11 protein-coding genes are annotated in these 13,363 nt (G+C 54.9%); 5 read left to right on the top strand and 6 right to left on the bottom strand.

Annotated elements, in window-relative coordinates; translation table 11 throughout:
* Positions 1 to 149: 149 nt before the first annotated feature.
* Positions 150 to 2,297: a YccS family putative transporter gene (gene yccS, locus J7445_RS10660; protein WP_070656444.1), complete on the bottom strand. Its 2,148-nt coding sequence runs from the start codon at positions 2,295 to 2,297 to the stop codon at positions 150 to 152.
* 162 nt (positions 2,298 to 2,459) lie between these two features.
* Here yccS and J7445_RS10655 point away from each other — a divergent pair, with 162 nt between their 5' ends.
* The 4 genes from J7445_RS10655 to J7445_RS10640 all read left to right on the top strand — a co-directional run bounded on the left by J7445_RS10655 (position 2,460) and on the right by J7445_RS10640 (position 5,844).
* On the top strand, positions 2,460 to 2,696 hold the full coding sequence (locus J7445_RS10655) for a hypothetical protein (RefSeq protein WP_209283049.1): 237 nt from the start codon (positions 2,460 to 2,462) through the stop codon (positions 2,694 to 2,696).
* Between the two features lie 47 nt (positions 2,697 to 2,743).
* A complete protein-coding gene (gene pyrB, locus J7445_RS10650) occupies positions 2,744 to 3,664 on the top strand; it encodes an aspartate carbamoyltransferase (protein ID WP_003758865.1) in 921 nt (306 codons plus the stop codon).
* Positions 3,665 to 3,673: 9 nt separating this feature from the next.
* Positions 3,674 to 4,132, top strand: coding sequence for an aspartate carbamoyltransferase regulatory subunit (gene pyrI, locus J7445_RS10645; protein ID WP_070539784.1), 459 nt, complete (start codon positions 3,674 to 3,676; stop codon positions 4,130 to 4,132).
* A gap of 299 nt (positions 4,133 to 4,431) precedes the next feature.
* Entirely contained in the window at positions 4,432 to 5,844 is a 1,413-nt protein-coding gene (locus J7445_RS10640) for an OmpP1/FadL family transporter (protein WP_070656441.1), read from the top strand.
* A 199-nt stretch (positions 5,845 to 6,043) separates the two neighbouring features.
* Here J7445_RS10640 and J7445_RS10630 read toward each other — a convergent pair whose 3' ends face one another.
* Positions 6,044 to 6,529, bottom strand: coding sequence for a dihydrofolate reductase (locus J7445_RS10630; RefSeq protein WP_070656438.1), 486 nt, complete (start codon positions 6,527 to 6,529; stop codon positions 6,044 to 6,046).
* 209 nt (positions 6,530 to 6,738) lie between these two features.
* On the opposite strand from J7445_RS10630, the gene J7445_RS10625 reads away from it, so the two are divergent.
* On the top strand, positions 6,739 to 7,629 hold the full coding sequence (locus J7445_RS10625; RefSeq protein WP_070636109.1) for a DegV family protein: 891 nt from the start codon (positions 6,739 to 6,741) through the stop codon (positions 7,627 to 7,629).
* Between the two features lie 300 nt (positions 7,630 to 7,929).
* On the opposite strand, the gene prfB is transcribed toward J7445_RS10625, so the two are convergent.
* The 4 genes from prfB to metG form a co-directional block, all read right to left on the bottom strand.
* Positions 7,930 to 9,033, bottom strand: coding sequence for a peptide chain release factor 2 (gene prfB, locus J7445_RS10620; RefSeq protein WP_039407069.1), 1,104 nt, complete (start codon positions 9,031 to 9,033; stop codon positions 7,930 to 7,932).
* 125 nt (positions 9,034 to 9,158) lie between these two features.
* Positions 9,159 to 10,412 carry a UDP-N-acetylglucosamine 1-carboxyvinyltransferase gene (murA, locus tag J7445_RS10615; RefSeq protein ID WP_070656435.1) on the bottom strand — a complete coding sequence of 418 codons (1,254 nt, stop codon included), beginning with the start codon at positions 10,410 to 10,412 and terminating at the stop codon, positions 9,159 to 9,161.
* Between the two features lie 203 nt (positions 10,413 to 10,615).
* On the bottom strand, positions 10,616 to 11,080 hold the full coding sequence (locus tag J7445_RS10610) for a GNAT family N-acetyltransferase (RefSeq protein ID WP_070656432.1): 465 nt from the start codon (positions 11,078 to 11,080) through the stop codon (positions 10,616 to 10,618).
* Positions 11,081 to 11,137: 57 nt separating this feature from the next.
* Positions 11,138 to 13,195, bottom strand: coding sequence for a methionine--tRNA ligase (gene metG, locus J7445_RS10605; protein WP_070656429.1), 2,058 nt, complete (start codon positions 13,193 to 13,195; stop codon positions 11,138 to 11,140).
* Between the last annotated feature and the right edge of the window lie 168 nt (positions 13,196 to 13,363).

The following is a 13,363-nucleotide window of genomic DNA, read 5'->3' as shown; positions in this document are numbered from 1 at the left end:
TTTCATTTCTTTGGCGGCGAGTTCCTCCATGTTTTTATCCTTCGCATCAAGAAATCAAAGGAAACCATTCAAGTCCGACAAAACAAAGGTCGTCTGAAAAACCTTGTTTCGGGTTTTCAGACGACCTTTCGTTTATCTGCTGATTGATATCACGCGACCTGCGGGATGGCTTCGATGTCATGCAAGCTGCGGTAGCAGGGGTCGAGCTGGTTGGCGATGAGGGTGAGCTGCCGGTGGAGGATGTGGCTTTGACGTTCGTCGCCTGCCTCTGTTTGTAAGGCTTCCAAGTCGGTTCGGATTTGGGAGAGGGTCGTCTGAAAATCTTGTTCGCTTGTTTGCGGGAGGCGTTCGAGCAGGTCGGCGATGCGGTAGCCGCTTTGGTAGAACTTGCGGACGAAGTCGGGGCTGCACGCGCCGTCCATTTCGCTGCGGTATGCGCCGAGCGCGGAGATGTAGCCGGTCAGGGCGTAGCTGATTTTGAGGAGGGTGAAGCCGCTTTGCAGGTTGTTGCCGTATTTTTTGGGTTCGCTGCTCATGTCGGAGAGGGTGCTGCTGAGGGTGGCGGTGCGCTCGTGGGCTTGGCGGCGGACGGTGCGGTATTCGACGTCGTCGGCGATGCCGTATTGGAGCTGGTCGAGGATTTTTCTGAGGTAGGCGCCGTTGCCGCCGACGGTTTGGGCGGCGGTTTTTTCGAGGGTGAGGTAACGCCAGTCCGGCCAGAGGTAGGTGACGGCTGCCCAGGCGAGGACGGAGCCGACGATGGTGTCGATGATGCGGACGGGCATGGCGGCATAGACGTCCAGCCCGGCGAGGGAGAAGCTGGTGAGGGCTTGGATGGTGATGAAGAAGGTGGAGAAGCTGTATTTGTAGCTTCGGGTCATGAAAAACAGGGTGGTGCTGGCGATGACTATCCAGAGTTTGGTTTCGACGGAGGGGGTGAAATAAGGCACGAGTGAGCCGACGATGACGCCGAGGATGGTGCCGGCGATGCGTTGGTACACGCGGCTTTTGGTGGCGGTGTAGTTGGGTTGGCAGACGAAAACGGCGGTCAGGAGTATCCAGTAGCCGAGGTTGAGATGGAGGATTTCGACGATGATGCAGGAGGCGGCAACGAGGATGGAGAGGCGCGTGGCGTGACGGAACACGCCCGACTCGAAGTTGAGCTGGCTGCGGACGGTCTGCCAAACGTTTTTCAGGCTGCTGTTTTCGAGGGCGGCGATGCGGGTATCGCTGCTGTTGTCGTTTTCGGCGGGCGAATCGCTGTGTTGGAGTTGGCGCAGTTGGTGATCGACGCTGCCGAGGTTGTCGAGCAGGCGGCGGATGTGGTGGATGTTGCGGCTTTCGGGATGGTCGTCGGTGTAGTGCGAAAGGGATTGGCGGCAGCCTTCCATCGCGCGTCCGAGGCGTTTACTGTATGTGTAGTCTTTGCCGTTCCTCAGGGCGGCGGCAACGTTGCGGCATGCCTGCCCCTGCATTTCGAGCAGGCGGCGGATGCGGAAGATGAGGTCGGTGTTTTTGAGGGTGTCGGTCAGCTCGGTGTAGTCGGCGTGGGCGGAACTGACGCGTTCGTGTATGTCTTGGGCGGTGAAGTAGTAGCGCAGCATTTTGGCGGTGCGCGGGTGGCGGTGTTTGCCGCGCAGGCGGTAAAACAGGGCGGCGCGGCATTGGTTGAAGGCGCTGATGACGCCGGTGTTGCTCATGGCGAGGTCGATTTGGCGGTTGCCGAGCCAGGCGGCTTCGTCGGGATCGAAAAAGTCGGCTTTGGCGTCAAAATACCCGCCGAGCGCTTCGTAGGCGTTGGCGACGCTTTCTTGGACGGGGCGGTGCGGGAGGATGATTTGGAAAACGAGCGTGCAGGTGCTGTATAACACGGTCCCGAGCAGAATCATGACGGGATTGGTCAGCCAGAAGGTTTCGGGGGTGTAGGTGAGCGTGGTGTAGGTGGCGACGGCAAGTGCGCCGAACGCGAAGGTGCGGTATTTCAGCCCGACCGCGCCCAAAATGGTAAAGCCGAACGTCATCAGGGTCATGGCGAGGATGAAAGGCAGGCCGGTGCCGAGCGTGCTTTGGGCGACGAGCGACGAGAGGGTGAACAGGGCGACGGTGATGATGATGTTTTTCAGACGACCTGTCAGGCGGTTGTCCAAATCGACGAGACCGCCCGCGATGATGCCGAGCACGAAGGGCATGGCGAGCTTGGGCGTGCCGAACCGCCAGACGAGGGTCGCGGCGATAAAGACGCTGGCGAAGACGGGCAGCGAGGTGATGATGAGGGGTTTGAGCGGCGGGAGTTTCATCGTATTGGGCGCAGCTTTAAATGGGAATGGTTTGATTATAGTGGCTTAACTTTAAACCAGTACGGCGTTGCCTCGCCTTGCCGTACTATCTGTACTGTCTGCGGCTTCGTCGCCTTGTCCTGATTTAAATTTAATCCACTATATCACTATATTATGAATGAAATGAAACGGTATTCTAACAGGATTTCAGGGCGGAACGGGGCTGCGGGGTCGTCTGAAAGCGCAAACTGTCGCCATTTTCAGACGACCCTTTTTCACGAAAATCCGAAACCCCACCCCGTCAAATATGCGATAATACCGCCACCTCAAACCGATTTCAGACGACCCATGCGCCTCAACGCCCGCCCCGCCCGTTTTGCCCGTACCGCACGCCGCGGCGCGTCCGTCGTTGTTTCGTAAAACCCCGCCTTAGCGGGGTTTTTGCCGAATTGAAGAAAGGAAGCCGAATGCCCAACCCGCTTTACCGACAACACGTCATCTCCATTTCCGACCTGACGACCGAACAGCTCGAGCTGCTCCTGCAAACCGCCCTCAAGCTCAAAGCCGACCCGCGCGACGACCTGCTCGAAGGCAAACTCATCGGCTCATGCTTTTTCGAACCCTCCACCCGCACGCGCCTGTCGTTTGAAACCGCCGTGCAACGCTTGGGCGGCAAAGTCATCGGCTTTTCCGACGGCGCCAACACCAGCGCGAAAAAAGGCGAAACCCTCGCCGACACCGCCCGCATCATCTCCAGCTACACCGACGCCATCATCCAACGCCACCCCAAAGACGGCGCCGCGCGCGTGTCCGCCGAGTTTTCCAAAGTCCCCGTCATCAACGCCGGCGACGGCACCAACCAACACCCCAGCCAAACCCTGCTCGACCTCGTGACCATCTACGAAACCCAAGGTCGTCTGAACAAGCTCAAAATCGCCATGGCGGGCGACCTCAAATACGGCCGCACCGTCCACTCCCTCTGCCAAGCCCTCAAACGCTGGGACTGCGAATTCGCTTTCGTCTCCCCGCCCAGCCTTGCCATGCCCGAATACATCACCGAAGAACTCGAAGCCGCAGGCTGCCGTTACCAAATCCTGCCCGACCTCGAAGCCGCCGTCGAATGGGCGGACATCCTATACATGACCCGCGTCCAGCGCGAACGCTTCGACGAACAAGAGTTCGCCAAAATCCAAGGTAAATTCAACCTCAACGCCGCCATGCTTGCCAACGCCCGCCCCAACCTGCGCGTGTTGCACCCCCTGCCGCGCGTTGACGAAATCCACCCCGACGTCGATGCCACGCCGCACGCCTACTATTTCGAGCAGGCGACCAACGGCGTTTACGCCCGCATGGCGATTTTATCGCTGGTGTTGAACGAAGAAGTATAAGGAGCAAATATGGAAACCCCAAAACTCAGCGTCGAAGCCATCGAAAAAGGCACCGTCATCGACCACATCCCCGCCGGCAAAGGCCTGATTATCCTGCGCCAATTCAAACTGCTGCACTACGGCAGCGCCGTAACCGTCGGCTTCAACCTGCCCAGCAAAACCCAAGGCAGCAAAGACATCATCAAAATCACCGGCGTCTGGCTGGACGACAACGCCGCCAACCGCCTTGCCCTCTTCGCCCCCGAAGCCGTCGTCAACACCATCGACCACTTCAAAGTCATCAACAAACGCCGGCTCACCCTGCCAGACGAAATCGCCGAAGTGTTCCGCTGCCCGAACACCAACTGCGCCAGCCACGGCGAGCCGGTGAAAAGCCGCTTCTACGTTCGCAAACAAAGCAGTCAGACCAAACTCAAATGCCACTACTGCGAAAAAACCTTCAGCCGCGATTCCGTGACGGAGGCTTAGTTTTAGTTATAAAGCTGAACCGGCATAAATGCGAAAGGTCGTCTGAAAACTTGAAAATCAGGTTTTCAGACGACCTTTTTACATTTGGGAAGTGTTGTCGGTTTCACAACAAACGATAATTCAAAGGCATGAAAGAGAAATGACTTTCCTGCAACAATCGAATAGGGTTAAAACCGTGCAAAGAATCGAAAAGATTAGGCAAAAACGGTAAGGTGGTATAGAATCGAGCACCTATACTAATCGGATAGAGGCGTTTGTTTCAGACGACCTCTTTATTATTTGCACGCAGGTATAAGAAAATGACGAACTCACCTATTAAACAAACCGTAATCTTACTCAGCGCAGTCTTCTTCTCCGGCGCAGTCCACGCTTCGGGCTACCATTTCGGTACGCAGTCGGTCAACGCGCAAGGCACCGCCAACTCTTCCGGCGCGGAAGCGGCCGACGCATCGACCATCTTCTACAACCCTGCCGGCCTGTCCAAACTCGACAGCAGCCAAGTTTCCGTCAACGCCAACATCGTCCTGCCCAGCATCCGCTACGAAGCCAATTCCGCCCAATACTATCAAGGCGGCGATGTTTCCGGCTCGAAAAGCGGCAAAATCACCAAAACCACCGTCGTTCCGCACCTCTACGGCGCATACAAAGTCAATGACGACGTAACTTTGGGCTTGGGCGTTTACGTCCCTTTCGGCTCTGTCACCGAATACGAAAAAGATTCCGTGCTGCGCCACAACATCAACAAACTCGGCCTTACCAGCATCGACATCGAGCCGGTCGTCGCTTGGAAAGCCAATGAAAATCATGCTTTCGGTGCCGGCCTGATCGCCCAATATTCCAAAGCCGAATTGCGCAAATATTCCGACTGGGATGCCTCCGGCGCTATTAGCCAACTCGCCAGCGGCCTTGCTTCACGCGCCGCCGGCCGCCCTGTATCCGTCAGCGCGCAAGGCAAATCTGACGGACACGCCGAAGTTAAAGGCCATGACTGGGGCTTCGGCTATCAACTTGCCTGGATGTGGGACATCAATGACCGCGCACGGGTCGGCGTGAACTACCGCTCCAAAGTATCACACACCCTCAAAGGCTCTGCAGAATGGGAAGCCGACGGCGCATACGCCCGCCGCGCTTGGGATTTGGGCGCGCTTGCCGCCCGCGGTTACGTTCCGCGTGAAAAAGCAAGCGTCAAAATCGTCACGCCCGAATCCTTGTCCGTTCACGGCATGTACAAAGCCACCGACAAATTCAACCTGTTCAGCGATGTAACTTGGACGCGCCACAGCCGCTTCAACAAAGCGGAACTGGTTTTTGAAAACACCAAAAACGTCGTCAACGGCAAATCCGACCGCACCGTCATCACGCCCAACTGGCGCAACACTTACAAAGTCGCGCTCGGCGGTTCTTACCAAGTGACCGACCCGCTGCAACTGCGCGCAGGTATCGCCTTTGACCGCTCGCCCGTCAAAAACGCCGGCTACCGCATGAACAGCCTGCCCGACGGCAACCGCATCTGGTTCTCGCTCGGTGCGAAATACCATATCGGCAAAAACCACGTCCTCGATGCCGCTTACAGCCACATCCACATCAACGACACCCGCTACCACACTGACCGCGCCACCGGCAACGATGTGGACAGCAAAGGCGCATCCGGCGCGCGTTTCAAAAACCACGCCGACATCGTTGGATTGCAATACACTTACAAATTCAAGTAAACCGTTTTGCGCCGACGTCAAAAGGTCGTCTGAAAACCAATATCCAGGTTTTCAGACGACCTTTTTTATAGTGGATTAAATTTAAATCAGGACAAGGCGACGAAGCCGCAGACAGTACAAATAGTACGGCAAGGCGAGGCAACACCGTACTGGTTTAAATTTAATCCACTATAATATACGGATTCAAAGAAATGCTTAGTCAACGGCGTACATAGTGGACAAAGGCGTATCCGATACCTTTCTCGCTTATGTGTGTTTCACGCAACTGCTCTTTCCATTCATTCGATGAAAATTCAGGGAAAAAAGCGTCTCCGGATACATCGAGCGACACCTCGGTCAGGCGCAAATCGGTTGCATACGGTAGGGCTTGGGCGTAAATCTGTGCGCCGCCCATGATAATGATTTCTTCGGCATCCGCACACAATGCCAATGCTTCTTCCAGTCCGGGGACGGTTTCCGCCCCTTCGGCAAGATAATCCGACTGACGGGTAATAACGATATTGTAGCGGCCGGGTAAGGGTTTCTTAGGAAGGGATTCCCATGTTTTACGCCCCATGACGACCGGTTTGCCCGTGGTATAGGTTTTGAAGAAGGCAAAGTCTTCGGGCAGATGCCAAGGCATGGTATTGTTGATGCCGATACAACGGTGGGCGGCATAAGCGGCAATCAGAGTGATTTTTTGCATGAGCATCCTTGTTTGAGGCTGAAAGCCAGTATTGTAAACGATATGGCGTATGGAGCGGTTTTCTTCCTGGCATCCTAAAATATGACTTGAGGTAATAATCATATAGACAATAATAAATATACCGTTTATCATTTTAGAATGCCGTTTGTCTTGCGGCCAAATTATATAAGTAAGCAGATTTTCATTGTCGGATATTCAAGGGAGACAGTATGCCGGGTTCTTATGCTTTGTACCGCTGTGCGGTTTTATCGACATCCAGCGGTTCCATTGACAGTATGGCCGGACGCGACAGCACCATACATATTCTGCATTTAAACATTTCGTTTAATCATCAATGGCATGCAGACGGTTCAGATGTGAACAACAAAGAATATTGCGAATGGCGCACCAATCATCTGGATGACCCGATCAGCACGCTGCCACCTTGCGAAGACGAATTGTTCAAAACATTCAATTATCTGGTGGAGCAGGGCTATCACGAAGCCATCGTTACGACGTTGAGTCACAAATTGAGCGACTCGGCGGATGTTATCCGCAAAATGGCGGCGCAGTTTCCACAATTGAAAATCCATGTTATCGACACAGGTACCTGCTGTATGCCGGAAGGCTTTTTCGCCATGGAGGCGGAACGGCTGCTTCGGGCAGGCCTGCCTCCCCAAACGGTCGTCTCACACTTGGAAAGCCTCAAGCCTTATTGCCACATCGTATTCGGACTTTCTTCGCTCAAGTCCCTTTCTTTGGGCGGCACGCTTTCCCGCGTCGGCGCGTCTTTCGGCGATTGGCTCGGATTGCGTAACGTCCTGCACTTTTCGCAAGACAATTTGGAACGCTTGGAAACCGTTACCGACGATGTCAAAATGTTTGATTCCATTATTGCCAATACCGTCAGCCTGATGAACGACAAGCCGAAAGACCAATTTATCCTCGGCGGCCTATACAGCGGCGACGAAGAACGCTACCGGCTTTTTGCCGAACGTTTTTTTGAAAAAACCGGAAGGCGGCTCGGGCAGGGCGTACCCGTATCACCCGTTGTCGCTGCGCACGTCGGTATCTGCGGCGTCGGCGTGGGAATGGTGGAACGCATTGCAGCCCCTGTCTGAAAATTTCAAAGCAAAGCCATATCTTAAAGACTATGGGCATTGCTTGTTTGAATTGACGGCCTGATGATTAAATAGATGTCGGTTGGAGATGATCTGAATATTCAGTGTAGGCTTTGCCGAAGGCCTGCCATGCCGACAAGAATTGGGTTTTATGCGCATTTATTTCGCAGGGAAACCCCATGTGTTGCGGTCGGTTATGCCATGACTTTGTGTCGGGGCTAATTTGACGGATAGGAAACAAAAAGGTCGTCTGAAAACTGAAATCTCTGGTTTTCAGACGACCTTTTTGTATTTTAGGTTTTACACGCCTTGTTTCAGGCTGGCTTCGATGAAGCCGTCCAAATCGCCGTCCAATACGGCTTTGGTGTTGCCGACTTCGTAGCCTGTACGCAAGTCTTTGATGCGCGAGGAGTCCAAGACGTATGAACGGATTTGGCTGCCCCAACCCACATCGGACTTGCCTTCTTCCAACGCCTGTTTTTCTTCGTTGCGCTTGCGCATTTCCAATTCATACAGTTTGGATTTCAACATTTCCATCGCAGCGGCTTTGTTGGCGTGTTGCGAACGGTCGTTTTGACACTGCACCACAATCCCTGTCGGCTCGTGTGTAATACGCACGGCGGAGTCGGTTTTGTTGATGTGCTGACCGCCCGCGCCCGATGCGCGATAAGTGTCGATGCGCAAATCGGCGGGGTTGATTTCGATTTCGATGGAATCGTCGATTTCGGGATAAACGAACACGGATGAGAACGATGTATGGCGTTTGTTGTTGGAGTCAAACGGCGAGTAGCGCACCAAGCGGTGAACGCCGGTTTCGGTGCGCAGCAAGCCGTAGGCGTATTCGCCTTCCACGCGGATGGTGGCGCGGTTGATACCTGCGATTTCGCCGTCGTCTTCTTCGAGGATTTCGATTTTGAAACCTTTGCGTTCGGCGTAGCGGCTGTACATGCGGAACAGCATACCCGCCCAGTCTTCCGCCTCCGTACCGCCCGCGCCTGCGGTGATGTCGATAAAGCAGTTGTTCGGGTCGGCGGGCTGGTTGAACATCCGTTTGAATTCCAAATCCGCCATCTGTTTTTCCAGTCCCGCCACGTCTTCCTGTACGGCGGCGAAACCTTCTTCGTCGTTTTCTTCGACGGCCATTTCGATCAGCATTCGGTTGTCTTCGATGCCCGACGCGATGTTGTCGAGCGTCAACACGATGCCTTCAAGGATTTTGCGCTCTTTGCCGATTTCTTGGGCGCGTTTGGGGTCGTTCCACAGCTCAGGGTCTTCGGAAAGGCCGATGACTTCTTCCAATCGGTCTTTCTTGCCCTGATAGTCCATATAGACGCGGATGTCTTCGCTGCGCTTTTCCAAATCGTTCAGGGTGTTGTTGAGCTGGTTGATTACTTCGGCTTCCATGATTCTTGTGTGCTTTCAAAATTTTAGGGGCGTATTGTAAGGGATTTGCGGGCTTTTTTCTATGATAAAGGTCGTCTGAAAACCTGAATTTCAGGTTTTCAGACGACCTTTTTTACACAAGGCTCTTAACCGCGTACCCGTTCGATTTTCGCGCCGACTTGACCGAGTTTTTTCTCGATGTGTTCGTAGCCGCGGTCGAGGTGGTAGATGCGTTCGACGATGGTTTCGCCGCCGGCGACCAAGCCTGCCATGACGAGGCTGGCGGAGGCGCGCAGGTCGGTTGCCATGACGACGGCGCCGGAGAGTTTTTCCACGCCTTTGACGAAGGCGGTGTTGCCTTCGGTGGTGATGTTCGCGCCCATGCGGTTGAGTTCGGGAACGTGCATGAAGCGGTTTTCAAAGATGGTTTCGACGACGCGGCTGTCGCCTTCGGCAACGGCGTTCATCGCCATAAACTGCGCCTGCATGTCGGTCGGGAAGCCGGGGTGTTCGGTAGTGCGGATGTTTACCGCTTTCGGTCGTTGCTGCATGTCGATGGAAATCCAGTCGTCGCCCGCTTCGATGATGGCGCCGGCTTCGACGAGTTTGTCCAAAACGACTTCCATGGTTTTGGGGGCGGCTTTGCGCAGGACAACTTTGCCGCCGGTCATGGCGACGGCGCAGAGGAAGGTACCGGCTTCGATGCGGTCGGGAACGACGCTGTGTTCGCAGCCGTGCAGCTCTTTCACGCCTTCGACGGTCATGGTGGAAGTACCGATGCCGCTGATTTTCGCGCCCATTTTGACGAGGCATTCCGCCAAATCGACGACTTCGGGTTCGATGGCGCAGTTTTCGAGGATGGTTGTGCCTTCGGCAAGGGTCGCCGCCATCAGCAGGTTTTCCGTACCGCCGACGGTAATCATATCCATCACCACGCGCGTGCCTTTCAGACGACCTTTGGCTTTGACGTAGCCGTGTTCGATGGTGATTTCCGCACCCATGGTCTCGAGGCCTTTGAGGTGCTGGTCAACAGGGCGCGAACCGATGGCGCAGCCGCCGGGCAGGCTGACTTGGGCTTCGCCGAAACGCGCCAGCGTCGGGCCGAGCACGAGGATGGAGGCGCGCATGGTTTTCACCAGTTCGTAGGGTGCGCAGGTGTTGTTGACGGTGCCGCCGTTGATTTCGAATTCGTGAACGTTGTCGGTCAAAACGCGTGCGCCCATGCCTTGCAGCAGTTTTTGGGTGGTTTTGACGTCGGCGAGCATGGGTACGTTTTTCAGGCGCAGGGTGCCGGAGGTCAAGAGTCCGGCACACATCAGCGGCAGGGCGGCGTTTTTCGCGCCGGATACGATGATTTCGCCGTTCAGCGGGCCGTTGGCGGTGATTTTGAGTTTGTCCACAGTGTTTCTTTCGTTGTTGAGACAAGTCCCGACGGCGCTGCCGGCAGGACGGGATTCGGTTAGATTCGGAATTATAAGGGATTTTGACGGTTTTTGCGGGCGGGCGGGAAGAATTCTTCCGAAGGGCGTTTACAGGGTATGAATGGTCGGAAGGGTCGTCTGAACATATCAGACGCAACCTTGCGATGTCTGTTTCTACGTTTTCAGACGACCTGTAAATCTAGTTTCATCACGGAGACGGTTTCGCCGTTGTGCCATTGCGTCGCGATTTCCCGCCAGCCGTATTTGGCGTAAACCGCCTGTACGTCGGGCGTATAGAGGTAAAGATCGGGCAGGCGTAAGGAGCGGGCGGTTTGCAGACAATGGGTGATGAGCGCGTGTCCGATGCCTTTGCCTCGATATTCGGGCAGGACGAATACGTCGCCCAGCCAGTATTCGTATTGCGGAAATTCTTCCATGTCGAAGCGTTTGAGCGCGGCGGAACCGAGCAGCCGTCCGTCTTCCGCAACTGCGGCAAAGGCGAGCGGCAAACCGTCCCCGTCCAGACATTTCCGGTAATAGGCACGGATTTTTTCAAGCGACGACCACGGGGCGAAGTCGTGCCATTCTTGGTAGAGCGCACGGGAGAGCGGTTCGATGTGGCAGGCTTGCAAGGGGGTGATGTTCATGACGCGTTATCGTGTAGAAAGGTCGTCTGAAACTGTTTTCAGACGACCTTTTAACGTTTAGCCTACTTTATCCCCGGGCTGCGCGCCTGCATCGACATCCAAGAGCTTCAGTTTGCCTTCGGCGGTGGCGGCGGAGAGGATCATGCCTTCGGATACGCCGAATTTTGCCATTTTGCGCGGGGCGAAGTTGGCGACGGCGATGACCATGCGGCCGTTCAATTCGGCGGGGTTGGGATAAGACGCGGCGATGCCGGAGAAGATAATGCGTTTTTCAAAACCGAAATCGAGGTCGAATTTCAAAAGTTTGGTGCTGCCTTCGACGGCTTCGCAGTTCAATACTTTGGCGACGCGCATGTCGATTTTCATGAAGTCGTCGAAGCTCGCCTGTTCGGCGACTTTTTCGTATTTGCTCTCTTCGGTGGCAGGCGCGGGGGTCGTCTGAATGCTTTGTTTGTTGGCTTCGATTAAGTCGTCCACTTGTTTTTGCTCCACTCGTTGCATTAAATGTTCGTATTTGTTGATGGCGTGTTCGCCCAAGGTTTCGCGCGTGTTTGCCCAGGTAATCGCGTCCAGATTAAGGAAACGCGCGGCGTTGGCGGCGGTTTGTGGCAACACGGGGGCGAGGTAGGCGGTCAGCATGGTGAAGGCGTTGATGAGTTCGCTGCATACTTCGTGCAGGCGTTCGTCTTGACCTTCCTGTTTGGCGAGTTCCCACGGTTTGTTGGCATCGACGTATTCGTTCACGGCGTCTGCCAATGCCATGATGTCGCGCAGGGCACGGGCGTATTCGCGGTTTTCGTATTGCTCGGCTATGTTGTCGCTTTCGGCGGCAAGTTTTGCCAGCAATGCGCTGCCTGAAACGTCTTTCAGACGACCTTCAAAGCGTTTGGCGATGAAACCTGACGCGCGGGCGGCGATGTTGACGTATTTGCCGACGAGGTCGCTGTTTACGCGGCTGATAAAGTCTTGCAGGTTCAAATCGATGTCTTCGATTTTGCTGTTGAGTTTGGCGGCGATGTAGTAGCGCATCCACTCGGGGTTCAGGCCTTGTTCCAGATAGGATTTGGCGGTGATGAAGGTGCCGCGCGATTTGGACATTTTTTGTCCGTCCACGGTCAAAAAGCCGTGTGCGTACACGCCGGTTGGGGCGCGGTGGCCGGAGAAATGCAGCATGGCAGGCCAGAACAGGGCGTGGAAATAGAGGATGTCTTTGCCGATGAAGTGGTACATCTCGGTTTGGCTGTCGGCTTTGAAGTATTCGTCAAAATCGATGCCGATGCGGTCGCACAGGTTTTTAAACGACGCCATGTAGCCGACGGGCGCGTCCAGCCAGACGTAGAAGTATTTGCCCGGCGCGTCGGGGATTTCGAAACCGAAATACGGCGCGTCGCGGGAAATATCCCAGTCGGACAGGGTGGTTTCTTCGCCTTCGCCCAGCCATTCTTTCATTTTGTTGAGGGCTTCGGCTTGCAGATGGGGCTTGCCGTCGTGCGGGTTATTGCCGGAAGTCCATGCTTTGAGAAAGTCGGCGCATTCGCCCAGTTTGAAGAAGAAGTGTTCGGATTCGCGCAATTCGGGTTTGGCACCGGAAACGGCGGAATACGGGTTGATCAGTTCGGTCGGGGAATAGGTCGTGCCGCAAACTTCGCAGTTGTCGCCGTATTGGTCTTGGGCGTGGCATTTGGGGCATTCGCCTTTGACGAAGCGGTCGGGCAGGAACATTTGTTTTTCGGGGTCGAAAAGCTGCTCGATAACGCGGCTCTCAATTTTGCCGTTGGCTTTCAGCGAGCGGTAAATGTCTTGGGAAAACTGTTTGTTTTCAGGGGAATGGGTGCTGTAATAATTGTCGTAGCCGATGTTGAAACCGGTAAAGTCGGCGAGGTGCTCTTCGCGCACTTTGGCAATCATGTCTTCAGGCGCAATGCCTTGTTTTTGCGCGGCAAGCATCACGGGCGTGCCGTGGGTGTCGTCGGCGCAGCAGTAGTGGCACTCGTGGCCGCGCAGTTTTTGAAAGCGCACCCAAACGTCGGTTTGGATGTGTTCGACCATGTGGCCGAGATGGATGCTGCCGTTGGCATAGGGCAGAGCGGAGGTAACGAGGATTTTGCGTGTCATGGTTTATGCTTTGGAAAACAATGGATAAAGATGGGAATTATACCGTAAATCGTGCGGGCGAGACGGGGGAAAGGTCGTCTGAAAAGGAGGATTTAAGGTTTCAGACGACCTTTTGCCTTTCCGTTTTCTTTGCATATTCTTTGTCTAACTTGACATTTCCTTGCTGTC

Origin of the sequence: Neisseria sicca (genome assembly GCF_017753665.1) — a bacterium.
Lineage (GTDB): Bacteria > Pseudomonadota > Gammaproteobacteria > Burkholderiales > Neisseriaceae > Neisseria > Neisseria flava.
This window is presented reverse-complemented; position numbering and strand designations above follow the sequence as displayed.

Bases quoted from the DNA above. Each gene is read 5' to 3' on its own strand.
- yccS (WP_070656444.1), bottom strand. From the start codon at position 2,297: ATGAAACTCCCGCCGCTCAAACCCCTCATCATCACCTCGCTGCCCGTC.
- J7445_RS10655 (WP_209283049.1), top strand. From the start codon at position 2,460: ATGAAACGGTATTCTAACAGGATTTCAGGGCGGAACGGGGCTGCGGGG.
- pyrB (WP_003758865.1), top strand. From the start codon at position 2,744: ATGCCCAACCCGCTTTACCGACAACACGTCATCTCCATTTCCGACCTG.
- pyrI (WP_070539784.1), top strand. From the start codon at position 3,674: ATGGAAACCCCAAAACTCAGCGTCGAAGCCATCGAAAAAGGCACCGTC.
- J7445_RS10640 (WP_070656441.1), top strand. From the start codon at position 4,432: ATGACGAACTCACCTATTAAACAAACCGTAATCTTACTCAGCGCAGTC.
- J7445_RS10630 (WP_070656438.1), bottom strand. From the start codon at position 6,529: ATGCAAAAAATCACTCTGATTGCCGCTTATGCCGCCCACCGTTGTATC.
- J7445_RS10625 (WP_070636109.1), top strand. From the start codon at position 6,739: ATGCCGGGTTCTTATGCTTTGTACCGCTGTGCGGTTTTATCGACATCC.
- prfB (WP_039407069.1), bottom strand. From the start codon at position 9,033: ATGGAAGCCGAAGTAATCAACCAGCTCAACAACACCCTGAACGATTTG.
- J7445_RS10610 (WP_070656432.1), bottom strand. From the start codon at position 11,080: ATGAACATCACCCCCTTGCAAGCCTGCCACATCGAACCGCTCTCCCGT.
- metG (WP_070656429.1), bottom strand. From the start codon at position 13,195: ATGACACGCAAAATCCTCGTTACCTCCGCTCTGCCCTATGCCAACGGC.